General features: G+C 65.6%; 24 protein-coding genes. 5 read left to right on the top strand and 19 right to left on the bottom strand.

What is annotated here, in order from left to right; genetic code table 11:
- Window positions 1-85: 85 nt before the first annotated feature.
- The 7 genes from AC1RBA_RS18620 to AC1RBA_RS18590 all read right to left on the bottom strand — a co-directional run bounded on the left by AC1RBA_RS18620 (window position 86) and on the right by AC1RBA_RS18590 (window position 10,182).
- A complete protein-coding gene (locus AC1RBA_RS18620) occupies window positions 86-3,724 on the bottom strand; it encodes an EAL domain-containing protein (RefSeq protein ID WP_492419521.1) in 3,639 nt (1,212 codons plus the stop codon).
- 302 nt (window positions 3,725-4,026) lie between these two features.
- Window positions 4,027-4,983 carry an esterase/lipase family protein gene (locus AC1RBA_RS18615; RefSeq protein ID WP_492419520.1) on the bottom strand — a complete coding sequence of 319 codons (957 nt, stop codon included), beginning with the start codon at window positions 4,981-4,983 and terminating at the stop codon, window positions 4,027-4,029.
- Window positions 4,980-6,614 (bottom strand): GMC family oxidoreductase, encoded by a 1,635-nt coding sequence (locus AC1RBA_RS18610; protein ID WP_492419519.1) that lies wholly within the window; start codon window positions 6,612-6,614, stop codon window positions 4,980-4,982. Before AC1RBA_RS18610 ends, AC1RBA_RS18615 begins: the two co-directional genes overlap by 4 nt.
- Window positions 6,615-6,621: 7 nt before the next feature.
- Entirely contained in the window at window positions 6,622-7,149 is a 528-nt protein-coding gene (locus AC1RBA_RS18605; RefSeq protein ID WP_492419518.1) for a hypothetical protein, read from the bottom strand.
- A 72-nt stretch (window positions 7,150-7,221) separates the two neighbouring features.
- Window positions 7,222-8,418, bottom strand: coding sequence for an MFS transporter (locus AC1RBA_RS18600; RefSeq protein ID WP_492419517.1), 1,197 nt, complete (start codon window positions 8,416-8,418; stop codon window positions 7,222-7,224).
- 100 nt (window positions 8,419-8,518) lie between these two features.
- Window positions 8,519-9,421, bottom strand: a complete 903-nt coding sequence (locus tag AC1RBA_RS18595; protein WP_492419516.1) for a LysR substrate-binding domain-containing protein — start codon at window positions 9,419-9,421, stop codon at window positions 8,519-8,521.
- Window positions 9,418-10,182, bottom strand: coding sequence for an RNA methyltransferase (locus tag AC1RBA_RS18590; protein WP_492419515.1), 765 nt, complete (start codon window positions 10,180-10,182; stop codon window positions 9,418-9,420). Before AC1RBA_RS18590 ends, AC1RBA_RS18595 begins: the two co-directional genes overlap by 4 nt.
- A gap of 195 nt (window positions 10,183-10,377) precedes the next feature.
- Here AC1RBA_RS18590 and AC1RBA_RS18585 point away from each other — a divergent pair, with 195 nt between their 5' ends.
- Window positions 10,378-11,157 (top strand): inositol monophosphatase family protein, encoded by a 780-nt coding sequence (locus tag AC1RBA_RS18585; protein WP_326457276.1) that lies wholly within the window; start codon window positions 10,378-10,380, stop codon window positions 11,155-11,157.
- 74 nt (window positions 11,158-11,231) lie between these two features.
- Here AC1RBA_RS18585 and AC1RBA_RS18580 read toward each other — a convergent pair whose 3' ends face one another.
- The 10 genes from AC1RBA_RS18580 to AC1RBA_RS18535 form a co-directional block, all read right to left on the bottom strand.
- Window positions 11,232-12,173: a type II secretion system F family protein gene (locus tag AC1RBA_RS18580; protein ID WP_162995604.1), complete on the bottom strand. Its 942-nt coding sequence runs from the start codon at window positions 12,171-12,173 to the stop codon at window positions 11,232-11,234.
- An 18-nt stretch (window positions 12,174-12,191) separates the two neighbouring features.
- Window positions 12,192-13,160 carry a type II secretion system F family protein gene (locus AC1RBA_RS18575; protein ID WP_070312938.1) on the bottom strand — a complete coding sequence of 323 codons (969 nt, stop codon included), beginning with the start codon at window positions 13,158-13,160 and terminating at the stop codon, window positions 12,192-12,194.
- A 6-nt stretch (window positions 13,161-13,166) separates the two neighbouring features.
- Window positions 13,167-14,513, bottom strand: coding sequence for a TadA family conjugal transfer-associated ATPase (locus tag AC1RBA_RS18570; protein ID WP_070291412.1), 1,347 nt, complete (start codon window positions 14,511-14,513; stop codon window positions 13,167-13,169).
- 63 nt (window positions 14,514-14,576) lie between these two features.
- Window positions 14,577-15,737, bottom strand: a complete 1,161-nt coding sequence (locus tag AC1RBA_RS18565; protein WP_492419514.1) for an AAA family ATPase — start codon at window positions 15,735-15,737, stop codon at window positions 14,577-14,579.
- Window positions 15,738-15,774: 37 nt separating this feature from the next.
- On the bottom strand, window positions 15,775-16,047 hold the full coding sequence (locus tag AC1RBA_RS18560) for a hypothetical protein (RefSeq protein WP_230505924.1): 273 nt from the start codon (window positions 16,045-16,047) through the stop codon (window positions 15,775-15,777).
- Window positions 16,048-16,056: 9 nt separating this feature from the next.
- Window positions 16,057-17,565 (bottom strand): type II and III secretion system protein family protein, encoded by a 1,509-nt coding sequence (locus AC1RBA_RS18555; protein WP_492419513.1) that lies wholly within the window; start codon window positions 17,563-17,565, stop codon window positions 16,057-16,059.
- 25 nt (window positions 17,566-17,590) lie between these two features.
- The gene (gene cpaB / locus AC1RBA_RS18550) at window positions 17,591-18,424 is read right to left on the bottom strand and encodes a Flp pilus assembly protein CpaB (protein WP_070312942.1); all 834 of its coding nucleotides are present in this window, start codon (window positions 18,422-18,424) and stop codon (window positions 17,591-17,593) included.
- Window positions 18,425-18,487: 63 nt separating this feature from the next.
- Window positions 18,488-19,048: an A24 family peptidase gene (locus tag AC1RBA_RS18545; RefSeq protein WP_083293675.1), complete on the bottom strand. Its 561-nt coding sequence runs from the start codon at window positions 19,046-19,048 to the stop codon at window positions 18,488-18,490.
- Between the two features lie 116 nt (window positions 19,049-19,164).
- Window positions 19,165-19,338, bottom strand: coding sequence for a Flp family type IVb pilin (locus tag AC1RBA_RS18540; RefSeq protein ID WP_071650303.1), 174 nt, complete (start codon window positions 19,336-19,338; stop codon window positions 19,165-19,167).
- 201 nt (window positions 19,339-19,539) lie between these two features.
- Window positions 19,540-20,232 carry a LuxR C-terminal-related transcriptional regulator gene (locus AC1RBA_RS18535; RefSeq protein ID WP_230505922.1) on the bottom strand — a complete coding sequence of 231 codons (693 nt, stop codon included), beginning with the start codon at window positions 20,230-20,232 and terminating at the stop codon, window positions 19,540-19,542.
- A 558-nt stretch (window positions 20,233-20,790) separates the two neighbouring features.
- Here AC1RBA_RS18535 and AC1RBA_RS18530 point away from each other — a divergent pair.
- From AC1RBA_RS18530 to AC1RBA_RS18520, 3 genes are read left to right on the top strand one after another with little or no spacing between them, the layout of a single operon-like run.
- Window positions 20,791-21,279, top strand: coding sequence for a TadE/TadG family type IV pilus assembly protein (locus AC1RBA_RS18530; protein ID WP_070224959.1), 489 nt, complete (start codon window positions 20,791-20,793; stop codon window positions 21,277-21,279).
- Complete coding sequence (locus AC1RBA_RS18525; protein WP_070312945.1) at window positions 21,279-21,884, top strand: TadE/TadG family type IV pilus assembly protein; 606 nt, start codon at window positions 21,279-21,281, stop codon at window positions 21,882-21,884. Before AC1RBA_RS18530 ends, AC1RBA_RS18525 begins: the two co-directional genes overlap by 1 nt.
- Complete coding sequence (locus tag AC1RBA_RS18520; RefSeq protein WP_492419512.1) at window positions 21,884-23,224, top strand: vWA domain-containing protein; 1,341 nt, start codon at window positions 21,884-21,886, stop codon at window positions 23,222-23,224. The genes AC1RBA_RS18525 and AC1RBA_RS18520 overlap by 1 nt, the downstream gene beginning before the upstream one ends.
- Window positions 23,225-23,238: 14 nt before the next feature.
- Here AC1RBA_RS18520 and AC1RBA_RS18515 read toward each other — a convergent pair whose 3' ends face one another.
- The gene (locus AC1RBA_RS18515; protein ID WP_492419511.1) at window positions 23,239-25,089 is read right to left on the bottom strand and encodes an amidohydrolase; all 1,851 of its coding nucleotides are present in this window, start codon (window positions 25,087-25,089) and stop codon (window positions 23,239-23,241) included.
- Between the two features lie 66 nt (window positions 25,090-25,155).
- Complete coding sequence (locus AC1RBA_RS18510; protein ID WP_070224955.1) at window positions 25,156-25,809, bottom strand: hydrolase; 654 nt, start codon at window positions 25,807-25,809, stop codon at window positions 25,156-25,158.
- A gap of 218 nt (window positions 25,810-26,027) precedes the next feature.
- On the opposite strand from AC1RBA_RS18510, the gene AC1RBA_RS18505 reads away from it, so the two are divergent.
- The gene (locus AC1RBA_RS18505) at window positions 26,028-26,282 is read left to right on the top strand and encodes a hypothetical protein (protein ID WP_070291319.1); all 255 of its coding nucleotides are present in this window, start codon (window positions 26,028-26,030) and stop codon (window positions 26,280-26,282) included.
- The last annotated feature ends 3 nt before the right edge of the window (window positions 26,283-26,285 follow it).

Genomic DNA, 26,285 nt, shown 5'->3' with positions numbered 1-26,285 from the left:
GAGACGGGAGTCTAATTCGATAGCGAGCTGCGCCCCAAGGTGCGCCAGCGCACGCGGCGGCCGGTCGCTTGCGCGCGGCCAGCGCCTAAGCCGCCGCTTTCACGGGGCCATGCAGCAGCTTGTGCAAGCGGAAGCCTTCGCGGATATTCTCGCGCAGCACGGCGCCTTTCCACGGCTTGGTGTAGAAGCGGTCGACGGCGCCGCGGTTGATGGCCGCCATGATGGGCGTCAGGTCGGCAAAGGCCGACAGCATGATGCGGAAGGTGTCGGGGCACAGGTGCTTGACCCGCTCCATGAATTCGGTGCCGCTCATGAGCGGCATGCACTGGTCGCACAGGATCACCTGCACCTTGTGGCGCGCCAGGATGTCGAAGCCCTCGGCGGCCGTCTGCGCCGTCAGGATGCGGTAGCCGTCCTGCGCCAGGAAGTCGCTGAGCACGTCGAGCATGAAGACATCGTCGTCGACGATCAGCAAGGTTTGCTGCTCTTCGCTGCCATCATCCTGCGGCGCCTGCAGCAGCTTGCCCCCCATCAGCATCTGCTCGAATTCTTCCTGCGGCACGGGGCGGCTGAAATAATAGCCCTGCATCTCGTCGCAGCCGTGGCGCCGCAAATAAGCCAGCTGCGCATCGTTTTCCACGCCTTCGGCAATCACCTCCAGTTTCATGCTGTGCGCCATGCTGATGATGGCCAGCACGATGGCCGCGTCGTCCGGATTGCTCGTCACTTCGCGCACGAAGGCGATGTCGATCTTCAGCTTGTCGATGGGGAAGCGCTTCAGGTAGGCCAGGCTGGAATAGCCGGTGCCGAAATCGTCGATGGAAATCTGGATGCCCAGCGCCTTCAGGTTGCGCAGCACGGAGATGGTCTCCTCGGCGTTCGACATCAGCGAGCTTTCCGTCAGCTCCAGTTCCAGCAGGTCGGGCGCGATATCGTACTTGCGGATGGCCTTGAGCACCTCCTCTTCCAGGCCGCCGACGAAGAACTGGATGCCCGACACGTTCACCGACAGGTGCACGGGGCCGATGCTGCTGGCGCCCCACTCGCTGATCTTCTTGCACGCCTCGTCGAGCACCCAGTTGCCGACGCGCACGATGAGGCCCGTTTCTTCCAGCAGGGGGATGAACAGGGCCGGCGAGACCATGCCGTGGCCCGGACGGCGCCAGCGGATCAGCGCTTCGGCGCCGCTGATGCGCCCCGAGATGATATTCACCTTGGGCTGGAAGAACAGCACGAATTCCTCGTTGTCGATGGCGCGCCGCAAGGCATTTTCCATGTCCAGCCGCGCCATCGATTGCGCATTCATTTCCGCCGTGAAGAAGCGGAAGGCGTCGCGCCCCGCTTCCTTGGCGCGGTACATGGCCGTGTCGGCGTATTGAATCAGGGTGTCCGCATCGAGCGCATCCTCGGGGAACACGGAAATGCCGATGCTGACCGTCACCGTCACCTCGTGGCCCTGCAAGTCGAAGGGCTTGCGCATCGCCTCGCGGATCTTGTCGACCACGCCCACGGCATGCTGGGCGCCTTCGGGCAGCACCAGGATGGTGGCAAATTCATCGCCGCCAAAGCGGCCGATGGTGTCGCGCACGCGCAGGCAATCGACGAGGCGGCTGGAAAACTGCCGCAGCAGGTCGTCGCCGATGGTGTGGCCCAGAGTATCGTTGATATTCTTGAAGCGGTCGACATCCATGAACAGCACGGCCACGGCCCACTGGTGTTCGGCCGCCTGGGACAGCGAATGGGTCAGCGAAGCGAAAAACTGGCTGCGGTTCGGCAAGCCCGTCAAAGTATCGAAATGGGCCAGCTTCATCAGACGCTGCTCGGCATCCTTGCGCTCGGTGATGTCGCGCGCCACGGCCACCAGAATCCAGCTCTGCCCCGAGCGCAGGGTGCGCCGCTGCACTTCCACCGACAGCGGCGAGCCGTCCTTGCGCTGCAGCTGCAATTCCGTCATCGGGCCGCCCTGGTCGCCGGCCAGCAGCTTGTTGTACAGCTCTTCGAGCTGGGATTCGCCCTCGTGCGCGCGGCCCGGCCCCACGCGCAGGAAATCCTCGCGCTCGAAACCGAGCATGCGGCAAGCCGTCTGGTTGACGTCGACGAAGCACATGCCGGCGCGGTCGACGAGGAAAATCGCGTCGGCCGTGGCATCCATCGCCAGGCGGAAGCGGCGCAAGTCTTCATCGAGGCGGATGCGCGCCGCCATGTCCAGTGTCAGCTGCTCGTGATGGCGCTTGATCTCGTCGTACAGCAGCAGATTGTCGTAGGCGACGGCGATCTGCGCCGCCACCGTCGCGGCGACGCGCTCGTCGACTTCGGAAAATTCATTCGCCCCCAGCTTGTCGACCAGGTACAGCCAGCCGTGGCTGCGTTCGCGCGAAGCGATGGCCACGCCCAGGAAGGAATGCACGGGCGGGTGCGTGTCGGGCAAGCCCAGCGCGCCGGGATCGCCCTTCAAGCCATTGACCCGGTAGGGCTGGCGCTGTTCCAGCAAGCGGTTCAGGATGCCCGTGCGCGGCGCGCTAGCGATGCGCTCGAGGTTTTTCTCGGCGCCGCACGAGGAAAAATAGCTGAGCTTTTCGGCGCCCTCTTCCAGCACGCCGATGCAGGCGTACTTGGAGACGCAGATATTCTGCGCCACCTTGCAGCCCGCCTCGATCAGGGCGCGCGGATCGCGTTCGGCGCCCAACTCGATGCCCAGTTCGATCAGGGCCGTCAGGCGCAGGCTCACCGCCTGCAGGCTCGACAGCGAACGCGACAGGCGCTCCGTCATGACGCCCAGGTCTTCGGGAAGCGCGGCCTGGCCCTCGCGCTGGCTGGCCAGCTGCGAAATCTGCTGGCTGCTCGATTCGAGTTCGTCGAGGTAGCCGCTGACCTGATGCTCGATGCCGGCCAGCTTGCCCGTGACGGGAAGCGCCGCCCCGCCGCCCGCGCCGGGCCCCGCCGCCATCTGGGCCGCCGCCGGCATCAGTCCCAGCGCCTCGTTGACGGTGCGCACGATAACCTCGGGATCGGACGGCTTGGGCAGCACCCAGCGCACGCCGCATGCCTGCGCCAGCAGGATCGCTTCCTGCTCGCGGTAGGTGGCCGTATAAAAGATGATGGGCACGTCGGTCAGCGCGGGATCGGCGTGCACGCGCGTGACGAATTCGTAGCCGTCCATGTTCGGCATGAGGATGTCGGAGATGATCAGGTCCGGCCGCTCGGTGCGCAGGATTTCCAGCGCGTCGGCGCCATTGGCCGCCTCCAGCAGGCGGTGGCCGCCGTAGCCCAGCAGAGCGGTGAGGAATTCGCGGTTCAGCACATGATCATCGACGATCAGGATGGTGGCTATGTCGTTTTTAACTGGCGTCGACGGCGCCCCGGGTAAAAAAGACTCCAGCTCCGCCACGAACAGGTCAGGTTCGATCGGCTTGCCGATGTAGCCATTGAAGCCCGCTTCGAGCAGGCGTTCGCGGTCGCCCACCATGGCCAGCGCCGTCACGGCCAAGGCAGGAATCTTGCGCAGCAGCGGGTCTTTCTTCAGCTCCGCCACCACGCCATAGCCATCGAGCTTGGGCAAATGCACGTCGCAAATGATCAGGTCGGGCAATTCGCTGCGCGCCATGCGCACGCCCTCTTCACCGTCATAGGCGGCCAGCGGCGTGTACCCGAAGGCACGCAGCAAGTACACCATCAATTCCATATTGGTGGCGTTATCTTCGATAATCAGTATACGTGCGGACAATTAGCGCCCCCAATAAAAACTGCATGGACTCATTTTCTGCCTGCGTTCAACTTTCCGCTTGCGCGGCCACCATAACAATCCTACAACATCTTGCCATATATCCAGAGAAATAGGTGGCCGTCGTCAGGCTGCGGAACGGGGCAAGCGGCCTCAAGAACAAATTTCCACCGCCTGTCTTCCGATGCTAGCTTAATACAGTACGCCAGTGGAAAACAGCATTATCTGCCCCTTGCGTTGTTAAACAGGGGCAACAGCAGAGTCAAAACAGACAGTCTTGCCATGCAGACAAAACACAACAGGACTCAGGCGAAATGGGGGGCCGAAGGGGGCTGGGCGACTTCGTTCTTGATAGTGATTTCTGCCAGCAGCCGGCGCAGCACGCGCGCGTCGCTGGCCAGCGCCACGTGGCCGATGCCGCCAAAGGCGAGATTGCGCGCGCCCGGCAACTGCGCGGACGCTTGCGGCGCGACGATATTGTCGTGATGCGAATACATCGACGTGATCAGCGCGCGCGTCTCCGGCGTCTCGCTGGCGGCCAGCTGCGCCAGCCAGCCGCTGGGCGCATCGTCGATGCGGCTCATCTGCCGCGCATTCGTCCCCGCCGCCAGGTTGGCCAGCGCCGTGCCGTGGTGCGGCGTGCCGATGGTGAGGATGCGCGCCACGCGGGCCGCGCCGTAACGGCGCAGCCAGGCGCGCGCCACCAGGCCGCCCATGCTGTGGGCGACGATGATGACGCGGTCGCTGCCCGTGCGCGCGCACAACGCCTCGATCGCTTGCTCGACCTGCGGCACGAAGTCTTCGATGTCGGCGCCTATCGGCTCCAGGTCGACGCCGTCGTGCGCGATGCCGGCGCGCGCCAGCTGCCGGCTCAGCTGCGTCCAGTAGCCGCGGTTGCACACATAGCCGTGCACCAGCAGCACCGGCAGACCCTGGCCAGCGACGTTGTCGGCCGCATGCAGGCGCGGACGCAGCATGTCCCACGACGAGGACCGCAGGGTAGCGCGCAGCTCGCCGAAAAACAGGCGCGCGGCGCCCCCGGCACCCAACTGATATTGCTCTGGTACGGGGCTGCCCAGGCGCCGGCTCTGCCAGAAATTGCGCGCCACGATCAGCGCGCGCACGGCCAGCAGCATGGCGCCCGCCAGCAGCAGGGCCATGGCGGGCGAGGCGACGCCCCACGCGTGCATGGCCAGGTACGCCAACCCCAGCACGGCCAGCACCTGCAGCAGCATCAGCCACTTGAGGATGCGCGCGATCATGCAGCGCCTGCAAGAGGAACGGGCGCCGGCTTGCCCGTTAATTGCTGCGCCAGCCCGCTGGCCAGGCGCGCGGCCAGCGCATAGATCGTCAGTTGCGGATTGGCGCCTATCGACGTGGGAAACAGCGAGCCGTCGTGCACGGACAGGTTGCGCACGCCGTGGTAGCGGCCGTCGGCGCCCGTCACGCCCAGGCGCGCATCGTCCGACATGGCGCAGCCGCCCATCACGTGGGCCGATACCACGCGCGCCAGCAGCGCCTGCATCGGCAAGTCGCCGATGGCCCGCTTCGCCTGCGTCCAGCTCGCGTAATGGCTGGCCATCTCGTGCACGGGATACACGCTCCTGGCGCCGGCGGCGAACTGGATTTCCGCCATCGACAGCAGCGCGCGCCGCACGCCATCCCAGATGAACGGCGTGAGCGGATAGTCGAGCACGGGCGCGCCGAAGCTGTCGATGGAGACGCTGCCGCCCGCCGAGTCATGGTGAAAGCCGTCGCGCAGCAAGGCCAGCAAGGCGTGCGCATGGGGGAAGTCGCGCATGGTGCGCGCATGCTCGTCGCCGAAGCCGCCCATGGTGGTGGCCATCAGCAGCGGGTGCAAAGGCGGCGCTTCGAGCTTGTAGCCGATGGGGCCGTCGATGGGCGCCGTGTGCAGGAAATGGTCGGAATAAATCGTCTGCGGCGCGCCCGCATAGGCGTCGACGCGCTGCGGGAACAGGCCCGCCGACACCACGGTAGGATGCAAAAAGGTGCGCCGGCCCAGCAAGCCGTGCGGGTCGGGCGCCTGCGAGCGCAGCAGCAGGGCCGGCGAATTGATGGCGCCGCCGGCCAGCACAAAATGTTTCGCGCGCAGCGTCAGGCGCACGCCCGTGGGTACTTGCCCGGCCGCGTCCAGCGCAGTGACTTGCAGGCTGTCGATGCGCTCGCCCTTGAAGCTGAAACGCTCGGCGCGCGCATGCACGAGCAGGCCCGCGCCCAGCGCCAGCGCCGACGGAATCGTCGTCACCAGCATCGACTGCTTGGCGTTGGTCGGGCAGCCCATGCCGCAGTAGCCGAGGTTCCAGCAGCCGTTCACGTTGCGCCGGATGGCGGCCGTCGGAATCCCCAGCGCCGCGGCGCCACGGCGCAATAAATCGTTGTTTTCGTTGGGCGGCGCGGCCCAGTCGCTCACGTGCAGGCGCTTCTCCATCATGGCGAACCACGGCGCCATGGCGTCCACCGAATAGCCGGACAAGCCAAAATGCCGGCGCCAGTATTCGAGGGTGCCGGGCGGCGTGCGAAAACTCGAGGTCCAGTTGACGGTGGTCGAACCGCCCACCGTGCGCCCCTGCAGGATATTGATGGCCTTGTCGCGCGTCTTGCGCGCGGCCGATTCCTGGTACAGCGCGGGATAGGCCTGCGCTTCGCGCATCTTGAAGTCCTTCGAGGACTTCAAGCCGCCCTCTTCGACCATCAAGACTTTCAAGCCGGCCAGCGCGAGGATTTCCGCCGTCACGCCGCCGCCGGCGCCGCTGCCGATGACGACGACGTCCGCCTCGAAGGTACGGTCGGTGCCCAGGGTGCTGGCGTCGGTGACGTTCCAGCCTGCCGCAATGCCGGCGGCGATGGGATCAGGAATGGGGGATATGCTCATGGATGCCTTATGCGCTCAGTTCGGGCAGCGGCCCCGGATAGCCGATGGCGGCCCAGTGGGCGGCATCGGCGTACCAGGCGCCGAGGATCAGGTCATGCAGGGCCAGATAGGCCGTCTGCAGGGTGGCCAGGCGGTGCGTGCGCCACGCCTGCAGAAAGGCGGCCACCTGGGCCGGATCGGCTGCGTGCCAGCCACCTGTTACACCGGCGACGAAGCGCCGCGCGGGCGCCAGCGCCAGCAAGCCAAACAAATCCTGCACTTCCTGCTGCGCCGCCAAGGGCAAGCCATGGATGGCCGTGTCCACGCCGGCGATGGCGCCATCGAGCGCCGCGGCCCGCGCGGGGGCTTCCTGCGGCAGCGCGCTGCCCAGCATGGCCGGCACGATGGCCGCCAGCGCAGCGCGCGCTTCGCCGTCGAGCACGAAACGGCCAGGAGGCGCCGGCCCGCGCACCAGGCGGTAGGCGGCGCCGCCGGCGGCCAGCGCACAGGCGCCCAACACGCCCAGTTTCAAAAACGATCTGCGTCGCATTCCCATGTCTCCCCTTGTTTTGTACGGCCTTTTGCAGGCCAGTGTACGCCAAAGGAAGTGCGCTTCCGCGCGCAAAAACTAGAGCGAGCCGTCTAGTTTGCGCGACTGTAACCACAGCGGCAGCATGGCCAGCAGCGCCGCCAGCGCGCCGCCGATGGCGATGCCTGGCAAGCCGAAGGCGACGATCAGCACACCGCCCAGCGCCCCGCCGGCAGCCGTGCCCGCATTGAAGGCGGCGATATTCAGGCCCGCCGCCACCGCATCGCTGCCCGGGCAATGCTGCTGCGCCAGGCGCAGCAGGCGCATGGTCGACAGGGTGACGAGGGCAAAGAACAGCAAGCCCAAAGTGCCGCACAGGGCCAGCATGGCCAGGGGATGCGTGCGCAGCGCATAAAATCCCAGCAGGTTGAGCGCCAGCGCGGCCAGGGCCAGCACGGTGCAGCGCAGGGCGTGGGGACGGTCCGCGCACCAGCCGCCCAGCAGGTTGCCGCCGATGGCGCACGCGCCAAAGCACAGCATGGCGGCGCTGAGCCAGCCCGCATCGAGCCCGCCCAGCTGCAGCAGGAACGGCGAGACATACGTAAAAAAGCTGAAGGTGGCCACGCTGACCAGCGCCGCCACGCCGGCCGCCAGCAGGAGGGGCGGCTGCAGGATGGCGCGCAGGCTGGCCAGGGCCGACGTGGCAGCAAGCGGCTGGCGCGCGGCGGGCATGGCGCAGCGCAAGCCGGCACCGCCGCACAGGGCCAGCACGCCGATGGTGAAAAAGACCCAGCGCCACGACGAGACGGCGCCCAGCCACGTCCCCAGCGGCACGCCGCCCGCCAGCGCCAGGGTCAGGCCCAGCCAGACGATGGACAGCGCGCGTCCCGCGCGGGACGGGTCGACCAGGCTGGTGGCCGCATGCGAAGCGACGGCCATGAACACGCCATGCGCGAGGCCCACGGCAAAACGCACACCGAGCAGCGCGCCCAACGCCGGCGCGGCCGCCATGGCCATGCTGCCGGCCGCCAGCACGAGCATGGTGGCCACCAGCACCTGACGCACGGGGCGGCGCGCCAGCATGGCCGTCAGCACGGGCGCGCCGATGGCCGCTCCCAGCGCATACGCGGCAATGGCGCCGCCGGCCGCCGCCACGCTCGCGTGCAAGTCGCGCGCCATGGGGGTCAACAGGCCGGCGGCGATGAATTCAGACAAGCCGAAGGCGAAGCTGCACAGGGAAAGAAGATAAATGGAAGATGGCAGCGTGGCGGACGGCAGCACTGTGCGTGAAGACATGGTGGACATGGCAGCTCCTGACAATCAAAAACGCCATGCTGGCCCCTGCACCACCATCTGTAAAATATCTTATTTATCTTGAAACGAGACGTTCAAAGTCTTATTGAGCAGCAGACAGCCGCAGCTGCGCCAGCAGCCGCTCGCGCACGGGAGACGTGCGTTGCGGGTCCCACGCCATGTACAGGTCGAGCTGGCGCAGCGGCGCGGGCGCGCTGCTTGCCAGCGGCAGCATGACGACGCCGGCAGGCCTGGACGCCGCCAGGCTGGCTGGCAGCAGGGCCACGCCGAAGCCTGCCGCCACCAGCCCCAGCACCGTCTGCAAGCGGCGCGCCTGCTGCACCACGCGCGGCACGAAACCCGCATGCAGGCACAGGCTGGCCAGCTGGTCGTGGAAACCCTGGCCCAGCTCGCGCGGCGAGGCGACGAAATCGTCACCGGCCAGGTCCGCCAGGTCCACGCGCGCCTGGCCCGCGCAGCGGTGATCCGACGGCAGCGCGATCACGATGTCTTCGCCGGACAGGCGCTCGAAGCGCAGGCCGGGCGTGCTGCGGCCGGGCGCGCGCAGCACGGCGATATCGACCTCGCCCCGTTCCAGCCACTCGACCTGCTGCTGCGTCGATGCTTCGCGCAAGGTGAATTGCACGGCAGGCGAGGCGACGCGGAAGGCGCGCAAGGCGTCCAGCACGTGGGCGTACGGCGTAATGTGGATAAAACTGAGGCGCAAGTGGCCCTCGATGCCTTGGGCCACCCGGCGCGTGGCCGCCACGCCCTCTTCCAGGCTGGCCAGCACCTGGCGCGCCGTGGCCAGGAAGGCATCCCCTGCCGGCGTCAGGCTGACCTTGCGGTTGGTGCGTTCGAAAACGGGGTAGCCCAGCGCCTCTTCCAGCCGCAGGATCGCCTGCGACAACGGCGGCTGCGCCATGTGCAGCCGTTCGGCCGCGCGGCGGAAATTGAGTTCCTCGGCGACGGCGATGAACTGGCGCAGCAGCCGCGTCTCGATCATGGGCCTTTTTTGGCGACCGCCAGGATATGCCGCGCGATGCCGCGCAGGATATTGACTTCTTCCGTTTCCAGCCCCGTGCGCGAAAACAGGCGTTTTAAGCGCGGCATGAGTTTTTTCGGGTTGTCCGCGTCGAGGAAGTCGATGGCGACCAGCGCCTGTTCCAGGTGCGCATACATGCCGTCGACCTGCGCCAGGCTGGCCGCGTCGCCATGGAAGCCGACGGGGCTGGCCGCCTGCCCATCGCCGAGCGCCGCCACGCGGCATTCGTAGGCGACGACCTGCGCCGCCTGCGACAGGTTCAGCGAGGAATACTCGGGGTTGGCAGGGATGTTGATCAGCACATTGCACTGCTCGACGATCTCGTTGGGCAAGCCAAAGCGCTCGTTGCCGAAGATGACGGCCGCGTGCAGGTCTTCGCTGGCCGCCAGCTGGGCCGCGATGGCGCGCGGAGCCGTGACGGGCGGCGAGAATTCGCGCAGTCGGGCCGACACGGCCGCCGCGTAATTGCAGCCTTCGAGCGCCTCGGCGATCGAGCCGACGATGCGCGCGCCGGACAGAATATCCTGCGCGCCGCTGGCGAAGGCCACCGCTTCCGCGTCCGTCAAGGCGTCGGGAAAGCGGGGGTTGACCAGCACCAGATCGGAAAAACCCATCGTTTTCATGGCGCGCGCGACGGCGCCAATGTTGCCAGAGCGACTAGTTTCGACAAGAATAAATCGCAGGCGTTTGAAAAGAGACGTGTTGATTTCAGGCAGATTCATTTAAAATAGCGCTATTGCGCGGTATCGATACAGGAAATTTCGGGAAACGGAGTCACAAAACGCTGACGCCAGGCCGGGATTTTAACCACTTCGGCACCGCTCCGCTCTTTAATTCATTCTTGCACTCTATCGTACCGGCGCCGCAAGGCGGCCATGGGCGGTCGCGTGCTTTTAACGGAAGCTCACATGCACCCAATGCTCAACACGGCGATCAAAGCCGCCCGCCGCGGCGCCGCCGTCATCAATCGCGCCTCTTTTGACCTCGACCGCGTCGTCGTCACGGAAAAACAACATAACGATTTCGTCACCGACGTCGACCAGGCGGCCGAACAAGCCATCATCGAGGTGCTGTCCAAGGCCTACCCGGACCACGCGTTCCTGGCCGAGGAATCGGGAGCTTCCGCCAACTCGCACGACGAGAATGAATATCAGTGGATCATCGACCCGATCGATGGCACCACCAACTTTATCCATGGCTTTCCGCAATACTGCATCTCGATCGCCCTCGCGCATCGCGGCGTCGTCACGCAAGCCGTCATCTACGATCCGGTCCGCAACGACCTGTTCACGGCCACCAAGGGCGCCGGCGCCTACCTGAACGAAAAACGCATCCGCGTCACCAAGCTCGACCGCATTTCGAACGCCATGCTGGGCACCGGCCACGGCGCCGGCCCGCGCGCGCTCGACGAATACCTGAAGATGTACCAGATCATGGCCGAACGCAGCCAGGGCGTGCGCAGTGCCGGCTCGGCCGCGCTGGACCTGGCCAACGTCGCTTGCGGCCGTCTGGACGGCTTCTACGAAAAAGGCTTGAAGCCTTGGGATATCGCCGCCGGCGCCCTGATGATCACGGAATCGGGCGGCATCGTCGGTGAATTTTCCGGCGAATCGGACTACCTGTACAAGGGCGACGTCATCGCCGCCAGCCCGAAGATCTTCGGTCAGATGATCACGCTGCTGGCGCCTTTCGCCTGATCGCCAGACGCGCCCTGATGTAAAAAAGCTGCCGGAGGAAACTCCGGCAGCTTTTTTTTGGCCCCGGCCAGCCCTCAGCCGCCCCGCATGGCCGGCAGCAGCACGCGGTAAATCTGCAGGAACGCCGGTCCCATCAGCACCACCATCAGCGACGGGAAGATAAAAAAGATCAGCGGGAACAGCAGCTTGAGGGCGATCCTGGCCGCCGTTTCCTCGGCGCGCTGGCGCCGCTTGGTGCGCAGCTGGTCGGACTGCACGCGCAGCGACGCGGCGATGCTCGTGCCGAAGCGCTCGGCCTGGATCAGCAAGGTCACCAGCGCATCGACATCTTCCACCCCGGTGCGCAGGGCCAGGTTGCGCAAGGCCTTGTCCTTGGCGCTGCCGGCGCGCAGTTCCAGCGTCACCAGTTGCAGCTCTTCGGCCAGGACCTTGCTTTTCAAGCCGATTTCCTGCGCCACGCGCGCCAGCGCCGCATCCATGGCCAGCCCCGCTTCGACGCACACCGTCATCAGGTCCAGCGCATCGGGAAAGGTTTCGAACACTTCGCGCTGGCGCTGTTGCAGGCAATGCGACAGCCAGACATTGGGCAGGTAATAGCCGAGGGCGGCGGCCGCGACCAGCCACAACAGCATATTGTGCCCGCCGTGGCGCAGCAGGAAGTACGCCAGCAGCGGCAAGCCCACGAACAAGGCCGTCTTGGCCGCGTAAAACAGCGCGGGCGCGGCCTGGCTGCGCCAGCCGGCATGGACGAAGCGGCTGCGGATGGGCGAACTTTCCCAGCCCTCGTCCGGCAGCGACAGCCTGGCCAGCGGGCGCGTCAGGCTGACGGCATGCGCCAGCCAGCGCCGTCTGGCATGGCGCCCGCTATCGCCGGCCGCGCCGGCATCGCCCAGCGCCTGCAGCCGCTCCTGCACGGCGCTGCCGGCGAATATGCGCAGCACCAGCAAGGCCAGCGCGAAAACGATCAGGAACAGCAGGCCCAGCAAAGCCAGCTGCGCCGCGCTCATGCCGCTCATCGTGTTTTTTCTTTCATGTCACACCCGGATATGGATAATTTTTCTGATGCAGAGCACGCCAACCATCAGCAAGCCCAGCGCCACGCCGACCATCTTGCGCCCGCCCCCATCCGTGTACAGCACGGCGATAAACTGCGGATTCATCACGTGCATCATCAGCGCCGCGCCGAACGGCAGCAGGCCCAGGACCCAGGCCGACATGCGCCCTTCGGCCGACAGCACGCGCACCTGTCCCAGCAATTTCAGGCGGTCGCGGATGATGGCGCTGATGCTGCTCAGCAATTCAGTCAGGTTGCCGCCCGTTTCGCGCTGGATCAGCACGGCGATGACGAAATAGCGCAAGTCCGTGCTGGGCACGCGCGCGGCCAGGTTGCCCAGCGCATCGGCCATCGCGACGCCGAAACTGACTTCGTCGAACACGGCGCGAAATTCCTCGGCCAGCGGCCCCGTCATCTCCTCGCCCACCATTTTCAGCGCGGTGGGAAACGCATGGCCGGCACGCATGGCGCGGCCCATCAGGTCGAGCGCATCCGGCAGCTGCTGCTCGATGCGCACCAGCCGCCGGCTCCTGGCGCGGCGCACCAGCAGATACGGCAGCATGGCGCCGCCCGCGCCCAGGCCCAGGCGCACATACCAGGGCAGCGGCAGCGCGCCGGCCAGCAGCAGGCCGGCCAGCGCGCCGAGTGCGCAATAGCCGAGGAAACCGGCCACGAGCCAGCGCATGCCCGCCTGCAGCAATAGCTGCTCGATGCGCCCCGCGCCGGGCAAGCCTTCCAGCACGCCTTGCAGAAACGGATGGACGCTCAGCGGGCGCTGCTTGGTGATCGACAGCGCCTGTTCGCCATCGCTGGCCGTATACATGGCTTGCAGGCGCCGCGCCACGCGCGCCGCGCCCGGCCCCCGCGCCGCCTGCCACGCCAGCCAGGCGCCAGCCACCAGCAGCAGGACGGCCAGGAAAATAAACAGATAGACAAGGTAGGAAAGCATGGCGTGTCAGCGCCCCGCCGCGGTGGGTTCGAACAGCGAGGCCGGCACGCCGATGCCGAAGCTGTTCAGGCGTTCGAGGAAGCGCGGACGGATGCCGCTGGCCGAGAAATGCCCGACCACCGCGCCGCCCTCGGCCACGCCCGTCTGCCGGAAACTGAAGATTTCCTGCATCGTGATGACCTCCCCTTCCATGCCCGTGATTTCCTGGATCGACGTCACCTTGCGCTTGCCGTCGATCAGGCGCGACACCTGCACCACCACCGACACGGCCGAGCTGATCTGCTGCCGGATGGCCTTGCTGGGCAGGTTGGCCGCCGCCATGCTGATCATGTTTTCCAGCCGCGTGATGGCGTCGCGCGGCGTGTTGGCGTGGATGGTCGCCATCGAGCCTTCATGGCCCGTGTTCATGGCGCCCAGCATGTCGAGCGCCTCGGCGCCGCGCACCTCGCCCAGGATGATGCGGTCGGGACGCATGCGCAGCGCATTGCGCACCAGCGCGCGCTGGCTCACTTCGCCCTTGCCTTCGATATTCGGCGGACGCGTTTCCAGCCGTACCACGTGCGGCTGCTGCAACTGCAGTTCGGCCGCGTCTTCCACCGTGACGATGCGTTCGGTCTGGCCGATAAAGCCGGAAATCACGTTGAGCATGGTGGTCTTGCCGCTGCCCGTACCGCCGGAAATGAGGATATTCATCTTCGCCTTGCCCAGGCCCTGCAGCACCTCGGCCATTTCCGCCGTCATGCTGCGGTAGGCGACCAGGTCGGCCAGGCGCAGCGGATCGACGGAAAAACGCCGGATCGACATCACGGGGCCGTCGATGGCCAGCGGCGGGATGATGGCGTTGACGCGCGAACCGTCGGGCAGGCGCGCATCGACCATGGGGCTCGATTCGTCGATGCGCCGGCCCACGCGCGAGACGATCTTGTCGATGATTTTCATCAGGTGGGCGTCATCGTCGAAGCACACGTCGGTCAGCTCGAGGCGGCCGCCGCGCTCCACATAGACCTGCTGGTGGCCGTTGACGAGGATGTCCGACACACTGGCGTCCGACAGCAGGGTTTCCAGCGGGCCGAAGCCCAGCATCTCGTGCTGGATGTCGCGCGTCAGGCTCCTGCGCTCGGCCTCGTTGATGACCACCGCCTCTTCATCCAGCAAGCGCTCGACCAGGCCGCGCAATTCTTCGCGGATGCGCTCCTGCGACAGGCGCTGCATGCTTTCCAGGTCGACCCGTTCGAGCAGCAGCCCATGGATGCGCAGCTTGAGGTCGCGGTAGCCGCGGTTGTCGATGGCCGCCATGCGTTGCGGCGCGAGCGCGGCGATCTTGGCGCTGCCGAGACGTTCGCGGATGGACAAGGCGGCGATGGGGGAACTAGCCATGAAATGCTCCTGTTCTATGATGTGGATCAAGCGCGTGGATCAGGCGCGCCGCAGGACGCGGCCCAGCCAGCCCTGGCGCGCCGTGCTGGCCGCGCCGCCGGCCAGGCTGGCGGCGAATTCCTGCAGCGAGCGCGTGATCGGGCTGGCTTTGTCGAGCTGTAAAATCGGCACGCCCTGGTTGACCGAGGCGGCCGCCGAGGCGTAGTGATTGGGCACGGTGCGGTAGACGGCCGTGCCATACGCCGCTTCCAGGTCGCGCAGGCGGATCTCGCCGCCCTTGTCGTGGCGGTTGACGATGATATGCACCTTGTCACTGGCGTATTCGAGCGAGCGGAACATGCCCAGCAGGCGCTTGCCGTCGCGGATGTAGGGCAAGGTCGCCTGCAGGACGGGAAAGATCATGTCGGCGTGGTCCAGCGCGCGCACGCTGACGGCGTCGAGGTTGCGGCCCACGTCGAGCACGATGAAATCGTACTGGCGCCTGGCCTGCCGGATGATGGCGTCGATGTGTTCGGGCGCCACTTCGCTGGCGTGGGCGGGATCCTCGGGCGCGGCCAGCACGCTGTAGTTGGGCAGGATGTGCAGCATGCTCGATCCCAGGAACGAGGAATCGAGCCGGTGGATGTCGCGCGTGACGTCCGACAGCGTGGCCAGCGGCTTGTTCTCGGAGACGAACAGCGAGGCGTCGCCAAAATGCAGGTTCATGTCGATCAGGGCAACGCGCTGCTGGCCGCCGGCGGCCAGCGCATAACCGAGGTTGCTGGCGATGAAGGTGGCGCCGCTGCCGCCCTTGCACGAGATGAAGGCCAGCACCTTGCCGTTGCCATGCTCGCGCCGCTCCAGCTTTTCCTCGATGCGTTCGAGCGCCGCATACAGGCTGGCCGGCGCGGCGGGAAACGGCAGCACGTCGCGCACGCCCGCGCGCATGGCCTGCAGCAGGAATTCGGGCGGCTGCTGGTGGCACAGCACGATGAAAGCCATGCGCGGATGCAGGTTGCTGAGGCGCTCGATGGCGGCCAGGTCGGCGCCGTCGTTCGACGGGCGGTCGAAGATCAGCACGTCGGGCGGCGACTGCGCCGCCTGCAGCGGTTCGAGCGTTTCGCCGCCCGCATCGATCTCGTCGAGCCGGTTGCGGCCGCGCAGCAGCTGGCTCAGTGCGGACAGTGTTTTTTCATCCCTGGAATTGATGGCGATTTTCACGATAGGCCTTGCTGGTTCTGTGGTGACGGTGCCAGCTTCACTTGCGCGCCCCGACGCCGATGGTGAAGGCGGCCGCTTGCGGCGCGGGTGCGGCAAAGCTTTTCTGGTACGCCGCGTAGGCGGCTTGGGCGGCCTTGCCGTCCAAGCCGGCCACGGGGTCGCGGTTCGCGCCCGCCTGCGGCGACAGCATTTGGCGCTGGCGCAGCTGCGCGACGCTGTGGCCGAACTGGCGGTCCAGATTCGGCGTGGCGGCGCAGCCGCTGGCGGCCAGCGCGGCCAGCAGTACGGGGAGGAAAACGGGATGCTGCATGATGTGCTCCTATTGAATGTCCGCGCCGGCCGGCGCTGTCTGCGTGGCCGCGTCCTGCCGCGGCCGTGGCGCGGCGGCGCCTTCCATTTTTCCTTGCAAGAAGAACTCGCCGCGGCTGGGTGCCACATAGGCATCGGTCGGCAGCACGATCTCACTGTCGAGCGGCTTGACCAGGTGCGGCGTGATGATGAAGACGAGCTCGGTGCGGTCCGTCTGGAAATCGCTGCTGCGGAACAGCGCGCCCAGCACGGGAATCTCGCCCAGGAAGGGCAAGGCCTTGATATTGGTCGTCACATTGTTCTTGATCAAACCGCCGACGGCAAAACTCTGGCCATCGAACAACTGCACCGTCGTGGTGGTGCGCCGCGTGGTAAAGGCCGGCAGCACCGCGTTGGCGGCGGCGCCCCCGCCGGTGGTGATGCCGATGCCTTCGCGGTTCAGCTCCGACACTTCCGGCGCCACCTTCAGGTTGATGCGTCCGCCTTCGAGCACGGTGGGCGTGAACTTGACGGCAATGCCGAATTCCTTTTCCTCCAGCGTGATCTTGTTGGTGGTGCTGTCTTGCGCGACCGGAATGAAAATCTTGCCGCCCGCGAGGAAACTGGCTTCCTGACCACTGATGGCCATGATGTTCGGTTCGGCCAGCACCTTGACCAGGCCGTCGCGCTTTTGCGCATCGAGCGTGAGACCGTTGCCATTCTTGCCGTTGACGGCACCCAGCTGGCTGGGATGGCCGCTGAGCAGGTTCGACAGCAGGCCGTAGCTCCAGTTGCCGCGCGTGCCGCTGATGCCCACGCTGGCGCCCAGCTGGTCGACCAGGGTCTTCGACACTTCGGCGATCTTCACTTCCAGCATGACCTGCTGCGGCGCCGCGACCGTCAGCATATTGATGACCTTGACGCCGCCGCCGGCATTGGCGGCGCTGGCGGCGCCGTCGGCCGGCACCGCCGCTTCGCCCGCGCCGCGCTGGGCATAGGCTTGCGCCATCTCGAGGATCTGGCTGGCCTTGACGCTGTCGCTGACCTGCCCCGACAGCACGATGCTGCCGCCGGCCGCGCCCGCCTTGACGGCATGCTCGCCGGGGAAGACATAGGCCAGCTGCGCCTGCAAGCCCTCGACATCGATCTCGACTTCAATATCGACGATCACGGGGCGCTGCTGCCGGTCCCACAGGATCAGGTTGGTGCTGCCCGGGGCCAGCCCCCAGACGAACAGCTGGCTGGACGAGCCCAGCATCCTGGCGCCGGCCACGCGCGGATCGTTGACGGCGATCTGCGACACCGGCAGGCTCAGACTGCGCAAGGTGGACTTGCCCACGGCGATGCGCACGGGCGCGCCCAGGCGGGCGATATCGGCGCCCAGCGACATGGGCGGCGCCGCGACTGGCGTCATGACGGCCTGCCGGGAAGGCGCCGCCGCGCCGGCGCTGCCGGGCCAGGCCAGGCCTGCGGCCGCGCCGCCCAAGGCCAGGGCCAGGCGCATGCCCGCACTCGAGGCGTGCTTACGAAATGTATTCATCGATCATCCTTGCTTGCCTGCTGATTTAAAATTGCTGGACGCTGGTATCCATGCCCTTGATGACGGTGACGCTGTCGCGCGCGGCAGCGCGTGCCGGCGCCGTCTGACGCCGCGCCGCGCGCACGGGCGCCGCCGCGGGCGCCAGCGCCTTCAATTCCAGCAGCGACTCCTTGGTGGCGCCGCCCGTGTCGGCGGGCGCCGGATCGACCTGGTTGCGCAGCACCAGCGACAGGCTGCCCACGCTGCGCGCCAGGTCCAGCTTTTCCACCTGCTCCGGCGTCAGCTCCAGGGTCACGGCGTTGACCACCTTGGGCTTGTTGTCGTCGCGGCCGGATTCCTGCGCCACGGCCAGCACCAGGATGCGTTCGAGCACGATCTTGGAAATGGCCAGCGGCCCGCCGCCCGCCGGTCTGGCGCGGTCATCCTGCGTATGCACGAGAATGTCGACGAAGTTGCCCGGCAGCGCGAAGCCGGCCACGCCCACCACGTCGTTGACGCGCACGGTCATGGCGCGCTTGCCGGCAGCGACGATGGCCGACAGGCCACCGGTGGCGCCGGGCGGCGCGAGCTTGCTTTCCAACACAGGCTCGCCCCTGCTGACGGCGCTGCGCGTGATGCGCCCGTCCAACGCGCCGGCCTCGCCAAACGCCCCCGGCGGCATGGCGCCCGCCGGCCAGTCCATGCCGCGCAGCATGGCCGGCGTCACCTTCGCGCCCACGCCGATATCGACCAGCGCGACCATCACCGTCTGGCTGGCCGGCGCGCCCTGCCCTGACATCCAGCGGGCGGCCGCCAGCACGGCGCCGCCCGCCATCAGCAACGCCAGCAGCAGCACGATCGCAACGCGGCTATTTCTCATGATTTATCCTCTTGGTGAAACATGGGTTTCCGCGCGCACGCGGCCATATCGCTGCCCGGCGCGTCACGCATGGCCGCCGGCCGCCAGGGCCAGGCTGATGGCGGTGCCGGCGGCAATGGCGATCGCGTACGGCAGGCTGCCGCTTGGCGGAGCGGGCGGGCCGACCTGCGGCGCCTCGCCTGCCGCGGCGCGCAGCCAGCCTTGCAGCAGCAATTGCCGGGCATTGGCCAAGGCCTGGCGCAGCGTGCCCTGGCACAGGGCGACGGCCAGCGCCAGCACGCCGCCAGCAAGCAGGCTGCACAGCACGGCAAACACGGCGGGGCGCGGGCCCAGAAACGCCCCCACCATCGCCATCAGCTTGACGTCGCCCGCGCCCAGCGCCTTCAGCGCATACATGGGCAGCAGCAAGCCCAGGCCGACGGCCAGGCCGCCCAAGGCCAGCCACGGCCCGGCCGGCGTCAGCCCTGGCAACGCCAGGCTGTTGAGCAGCACGCCGAGCAAGGCGCCGGAAAAGACCAGCCTGTTGGGAATGCGCCGGCGGCGCACGTCATGCCAGACAGCGGCGGCCAGCAGCCCCCACAAGACTATGGCGGGGCTGAACGTCCAGAAAGAATGAGGGTCCATCGTGTACCTGATGCAAGCCGAGCGCATGACGGCATGCGCATCGTTGGGCGGGAAGCCGGCAGGCCAGTGCACATGGACAGCTGGCATGCCGGGGTGCAGCGCGGTTGGCGGGCGTCTTAGATCGCCGCGCCCGTCAACTTGGTGCCGATGGCCTTGAAGGCGCCATCGAGGCCGGTGGTGAAATAGCCGACGGCCGTGACCAGCGCCGCCGCCACGAGCGCAGCGATCAGCGCATATTCGATGGCGGTCACGCCATCTTCTTCGGCGATAAAGTTTTTAATGAAATTCATATTATTCCCTTTCAGGTCAAGTTTTAAACATGATAAAAACTGAAAATACAGTCTGAAAATAAAAACATTCACCTTGTTTTTATTTGCCAATTTCTGATGCGTGTATTTTATATAAACAAACATTAAATCGAATCAGAGAAAAGTCATTTTATGCGCAGTACAAACCATCTTAATTTTTTGTCCACATTCAGGACATATGTACTATCCCTCCGCAGGCAGGGACTCGGCCAGCCGGTTGCGGGTGGCGTACACATATAATTCCAGGCGGTTGGTGACATCGAGCTTGCTGTAGATCGATGTCAGATGATTACGCAAGGTTTGCTCCGAGATAAAAGCGCGCTGGGCTATTGCACGGTTCAGCGCGCCATTTCCTTCCACCATCATGGCAACGATCTTGCGCTCCTTCAGCGTCAGCCTGGCGATCCGCTGCTCTTCCGGATCGGGTGCCGCTTCCGGCTTGTTGAGCACCCCCAGCATGCTGTCGAGCAGCGCCGGAGCCAGGCACAACTCGCCCTGATGCAGGCGGGCGATGGCGTCGACCATTTGCTTGACGGGCGTCTCCTTGCCCACCACCGCGCGCACACCGCTGCGCACGGCGCGTCCGCACTCGGCCTGGTCCTGCGTGCCGCTGAACAGCAATACGCGCGAGACGCCATTGCCGAGCAGCTGCGGCAGATAATCGATGGCGCAGGCGCCGCCGCAGCCCAGATCGGCGTCAAGCACGATGACGTCGGGACACAGGGTCCGGGCCAGCAGCAGCGCGCCGTCGATCTCGGTGGCGCTGGCCACCACCTGCATTGCCGGCTGGGCGCCGGCGAGCAGCTGCTCCAGGCCCCACAGCCAGGTTTTGTGGTCCGACACCAGCATGACGCGTATGACATTTTTTGTTGACATGCTTTACCTCTTAACGTGTAACCCATTCCCTTCGGGGAATGTTGTTGATCCGAATCGGATTGCCAGCCTCGCCCGCGCGCGCCTCTGTTGCCGCGCGCAGGGGAGGAAGTCATGGGGGCACGAAGGAAGAGGCCTTGGGCCGGCACGCGCAAACGCGGTGCGTGACCCACGCCAGCGGTCGCCGCACGCCGGGCGAGTGCCGATGGATGGGCAGCGCGGCCAGGGCGGGCGCACCGCCGGCGCGCCATCGCTGCTGCCATCGCTGCTGTTGCTTACATTGCAGCATTTTTATTGCATCACCTTGCAAAACAAGTCTTTGCCTGCACGCAGGACAATCCTGACACCAAGCCTGTTTTCATACCCGCGCATATTACTCCCGGCCCTGTAGGGACGGGGGCCGCACACTTGAAATAAGGCGCTTAATTACGATTATCTTGACCTGTAATAATTTAATGGGAAGACATGCCCTTGAAAATCGATATAGAATAATCGCCAGTCAAATGGCGTAATACCATCCGCCCGACATTCTTCATCGCGGCACCTAACCGGATTAATCCCATGCGTTTAAAACAGGCCGATTCCCCTATATTCCGCAAGCAAAGCGGACAGGGCGGCGCCACCTTGCTGGAATTGGCCCTGATAACGCCGGTATTTCTCATGCTGATAATCGGCATCATTGAATTGAGCATGGCGTATTTTGCCAATATGACCATGCAGCACGCGGTGCGCGAAGGCGCGCGCTATGCCGTCACGGGGGCCAAAGACCTCGACCCCGACAGCGCCAACCAGCAGCGCTACCAGGCCGTGATACAAAAAATACGCGACAGTTCCATGGGCATGTATGACAAGGTCAGCCCCGTGATCTCCGTCAACGGCAGCGATGCGGTCGGCGCCGCCATGTTCGGCCAGGCCGGCGATATCGTCGTCATCTCCGTCGATTGCCGCTGGGCGTTTGCCACGCCGATGATCCGGGCCCTGTTCCGCGACGGCCAGGCGCACTTCGTGGTGGCCGCCACCATGCGCAATGAAAGCTTTGGCGGCCTGTGATGCGCGCCCGCCCTCCTGCGCCGCGCGCCGCGCGCGGCATCGCCGCCGTGGAATTTGCCATCGTTCTGCCGCTGCTGGCGCTGCTGCTGTTCATGCTGGCCGACCTGTCGCGCGCCATCCAGGCCAAGACCATCCTGCTCAACATCAGCCGCGAAGGCGCCAACCTGGCCTCGCGCTCCACGTCCGACCTGAGCGGCTCGGGCCAGGCCATCATGAATGCGCTGGCCGCCAGCACGCCGCCGCTGGACATGAACAAGCGCGGCATGATCTACATCACCAAGATCATGGGCTACACGGCAAAGAACGGCTTGCGCAATATCGTGCTGGAACAATACCGCTGGGATGCCGGCGCCAGGGCCAGCGGCTACCTGCCCGCCAGCCAGGTATGGCAATGCGGCAGCTGGAGCAACGGCACGTGCACCGGCATCGCCAAGGACGAGCATGCCCCCACGGTGGCATTGATGCAGAACCAGCTGGCCGATGGCGAACTGATCTACGCCGTGGAAACGTTCTACGATTTCGACATGCTGTTCGGCACCCTGAACTTTGGCAACAGCACGACGCCCGTGCTGGGCCCCAACCTCACTTCGATGACGGTATTCTGATGCGCATTCCACACAAGCGGCAAGGCGGCCAAGTGCTGATCATGGTGGCGCTATCGGCCGTCGTCCTGATCGCCTCGGTGGGCCTGGCCGTCGATTCCGCCCTCGGCTACTTCGTCAAGGCCAAGCTCAATGCGGCTGTCGACGCGGCCAGCCTGGCGGCGGCGCGCGGCATTACCGCGGGCAATTCGGAAGCGGAACAGCGGGACAGCGCGCGCCAGTCGGCAAGGGAGTTTTTCGACATTAATTATCCGGACAACTTCCTGCTCTCGACGCCGGTCCTCAATCCCGTCGACGTCACGTTCGACAGGGGCACCGTCACCATCGACGTCTCGGCCACCGCCTCGCTGCCCGTCTCGCTGATGGGCATACTCGGCTTCAAGACCCTGAACGTGGCGGCCAGCGCGCAAACCATCCGCAAGGACCTGGACATGGTGCTGGTGATGGACACGTCGCGTTCGCTGGAAAACAATGCGGACGCCGTGCGGGCGGCAGGCAAGTCCTTCCTGAACAAATTCAATTCCACGGTCGACCGGGTCGGCTTGCTGCATTTCGCCTCTGAAGCGCAAATCGACGTCCCGATCAGGCAGGTCGAGCGCGGTTTCGACCGCGACAGCATGACCATGAAAAATGGAAAGATCGATCAATTCACGTTTGTCGGCGGCACCAATTCTTCCGCCGGCATGTTCCAGGCGCGCAAACAGCTGAACGACATCGCGCAGGTCAACCGCTCCAGCCTGCGCGTCATCGTGTTTTTTTCCGATGGCTCGCCGGCGGCGTTTTCCGCGTACTTCCCCAACAAGGACAACAAATGCAAGGACGCAGGCGGCCTCGCCACCTTTCCGAAACTGCAAAACCCGGCATTGGCGGGCTTGTACAGGATGAAAGTGAGCGACTCGCTCCAATACGGCGATTGCGCCGCCAGTCAGATCACCGCGCTTCCCGCATGGTATAACGCGAATAATGACGCGGCGCTGCGCGAGTTTCCCATCGTCACCAATACGCCCCGCGTCGTAACCGCTTCCACCGCAACGGCGCAAGCGCAATGGACGAATGTGCACCGCGCCTCGCGCAACCTGGTTGAAGCGATGGCGGCAAAAGCGCGCCAGGAGGGCATTTTTGTCTTTACCCTGGGCATGGGCGCCTCGCTGAAAACCAAGGAAGGGCCGGACAACGAGCTGGGCGAAGACTTGCTGCGCTGCCTGGCCAACACGACCGATGCAAAAGCGGCTTGCCGCAAGCCGGCCGAGCCCGTGGGCCTGTACTGCTATGCGGCCACCGAAAGCGAGCTGAGCCCATGTTTCACGCGGCTCGCCTCGGCCATCCTGCGCATTTCCAAATAAGGCCAGGCCGCCCTCTAGAAGGCGAAGCAGCTGCAACCGAGCGTACCCCAGAAGCCGGAAAAATCGCTGATCGGCACGGCCGACTTGCGCGCCCGGTCGTGCGCATGCGCATGCACGCCGCAGGCGCCCGCGCACTGGTGCGGCAGCATGGCTTGCGCCGGCCTGGCCGCGGGCCGGTAATGACCGGGCACCGTGCGCACGGGCGACCACTCGGGAAGCACGGGAATGGGCGGCGGCGCCAGGGTCGTGAATTCCGCCTGGCCGTAGACGACCTTGCCGCCCACCATGGTCAGCACGGATTCGATGGACTTGATCGCCTCTTCCGGCACCGTAAAGTAATCGGCCGACAGCACGGCCAGGTCGGCCAGCATGCCCTCGCGGATGCGTCCCTTCTTGCCCTGCTCGCTGGAGAACCAGGCGCTGCCCGCCGTCCACAGCTCCAGCGCCGTGTCGCGCGACAACCTGCCCGCCGCATCCGTCAGGGCCAGTCCGCCCACGGTGCGCCCCGAAACCAGCCAGTACAGCGCCGTCCACGGGTTGTAGCTGGCGACCCGCGTGGCGTCCGTACCGCCGCCGACGGGCACGCCCGCGTCCAGCATGCGCTGCACGGGCGGCGTCGCCTTCGCCGCGTCCGCGCCATAACGCTCGACGAAGTACTCGCCCTGGAACGCCATGCGGTGCTGGATGGCCAGGCCGCCGCCCAGCGCTTTCACGCGGTCGATATTTTTCGGGCTGATGGTTTCCGCGTGGTCGAACAGCCAGTGCAAGCCGCCGAACGGCGTGTCGCGGTTGACCTTTTCAAACACGTCGAGCATGCGGCTGATCGATTCGTCATAGGTGGCGTGCAGGCGGAACGGCCAGCGCTGCTCGACCAGGTGGCGCACGACCTTTTCCAGCTCATCCTCCATGCCGGCCGCCAGTTCGGGGCGCGGTTCGAGGAAATCCTCGAAGTCGGCGGCGGAAAACACCAGCATTTCGCCGGCGCCGTTGTGGCGATAGTAATCGGTGCCATCGCCGGGTTTCACCATGCCCGTCCACTTCTGGAAGTCCTGCAATTCCGCGCCCTTGTTTTGCGTGAACAGGTTGTAGGCGATGCGGATGGTCAGCTGCTCTTTTTGCGCCAGCTCGTCGACGACCGCGTAATCCTCGGGATAATTCTGGAAGCCGCCGCCCGCGTCGATGGCGCTGGTCAGCCCCAAGCGATTGAGTTCGCGCATGAACTGGCGCGTGGAATTGACTTGCAGTTCGCGCGGCAAGGTCGGGCCTTTCGCCAGGGTCGCATACAGGATCATGGCGTTCGGCCGGGCGATCAGCAAGCCCGTGGGATTGCCCGATGCATCGCGCACGATCTCGCCGCCGGGCGGGTTCGGCGTATTTTTATCGTAGCCGACGGCGCGCAGGGCGGCGCGGTTCAAGAGGGCGCGGTCGTACAGGTGCAGGATGAAGACGGGCGTGTCGGGCGCGGCCGCGTTGATTTCATCGAGGGTGGGCATGCGCTTTTCCGCGAACTGGAATTCCGTCCAGCCGCCCACCACGCGCACCCACTGCGGGTTCGGCGTGCGCAAGGCCTGTTCCTTCAACATGCGCAAGGCATCGGCCAGCGAGGGCACGCCTTCCCAACGCAATTCCAGGTTGTAGTTCAAGCCGCCGCGGATCAGGTGCAGGTGCGAGTCGTTCAGGCCGGGAATCACCGTGCGGCCACCCAGGTCGATCAGCTGCGTGGCGGGACCGCGATGACGGATCACGTCTTCGACGTCGCCCACGGCGAGGAATTTGCCATCGGCGATGGCGACGGCGGACGCCAGCGGCTGCGTCCGATCGACCGTGTGGAAACGGCCATTGAGCAAGATCGTGTTTGCGTGCATGGGAACTCCCGAATCATGTAAAAACACGGCTCTGCCGGCGGGCGGCGGAGCCGGAGTCAGTGAAAATCAATGGCCTTCGCTGGCGTTGAACATGGATTTGGCGTAGATCAAGCCCAGGCCATAGCCGCCGCCGTGCGCCACGGCTGTCGCCACCGTCTCGTTGTAAGTCTCGCCGCGTGCCCAGTCGCGCTGCAGTTCCAGCAGGTATTGCACGGACGTCATCGGCTGCGCGCCCGCCTGTATCATGCGCTGCATGGCCATCGCATGGGCTTCGTCGGAGACGTCGCCGCTGGCGTCGGCGATCACGTACACCTCGAAGCCCTGCTCCAGCGCCGACAGCGCAGGGCCCACGATGCAGACGGATGTCCACAGGCCGGCCAGCACGATCTTGCCCTTGCCGTAGCCATTGACCTTGTCGGCGATGCGCGCGTCTTCCCAGGTATTCATGCTGGTGCGGTCGATCGGCGCCTGCTCGGGGAAGACGGACTGGATCTCGTCAAAAATAGGGCCGGAGAACGATTTGGCGGCCACCGTCGTCAGAATCGTCGGCACCTTGAATTGCGCCGCCGCCTTGGCCACCAGGGCCGCATTGTTGCGCAGCAAGGCCAGGTCGATCGAACGGGTGGCGAACGCCATCTGCGACTGGTGGTCGATCATGATCAGGGTATGATCGTTTGGAGTCAGCAGTTTGTGGGCGGCTTGGGCGGTGGCGATAGGCATGATGTTTTCCTTAGTGAAAATAATTGAATATAAAAAAGAGAGGTCCTTGTACGGCATTTCTGCTCCTGCCCTTGCGTCACGCTGTGTGTGCCGGGCCAGTGCTATGCAGTATGGACGAGATACTTTGAAAACAAAAACGGAAAGAATGCCAAGCTATGTGCAATTTTTTCGATAATGAAAAATAGCCGCTGCGGCGGCCTGTCAATCAAGGAGAAAACATGGGATTTGAATTCAGGATCGCGGCCAGCCTGGCGCCGCGCCAGCGCCAGCATCTCGAACAGCTGCTGGCGGCACTGCCGCAGGCACCGCGCGCAACCGGCGCCGCCATGCCCGACACCGACGCCAGGCTGACGGATGCGGGCCTGTATATATGCCAGCACCTGCGCCCCGACCCGTGGCACGGCCTGGACGCCGTGCGCGGCTACCTCGAGGCGCAGGGCGTCAGCTACACCGTCGACGAGATCGACGACTAGGCT

The sequence above is a fragment of the Janthinobacterium sp. GW823-FHT03B06 genome, assembly GCF_058796955.1.
This window is presented reverse-complemented; position numbering and strand designations above follow the sequence as displayed.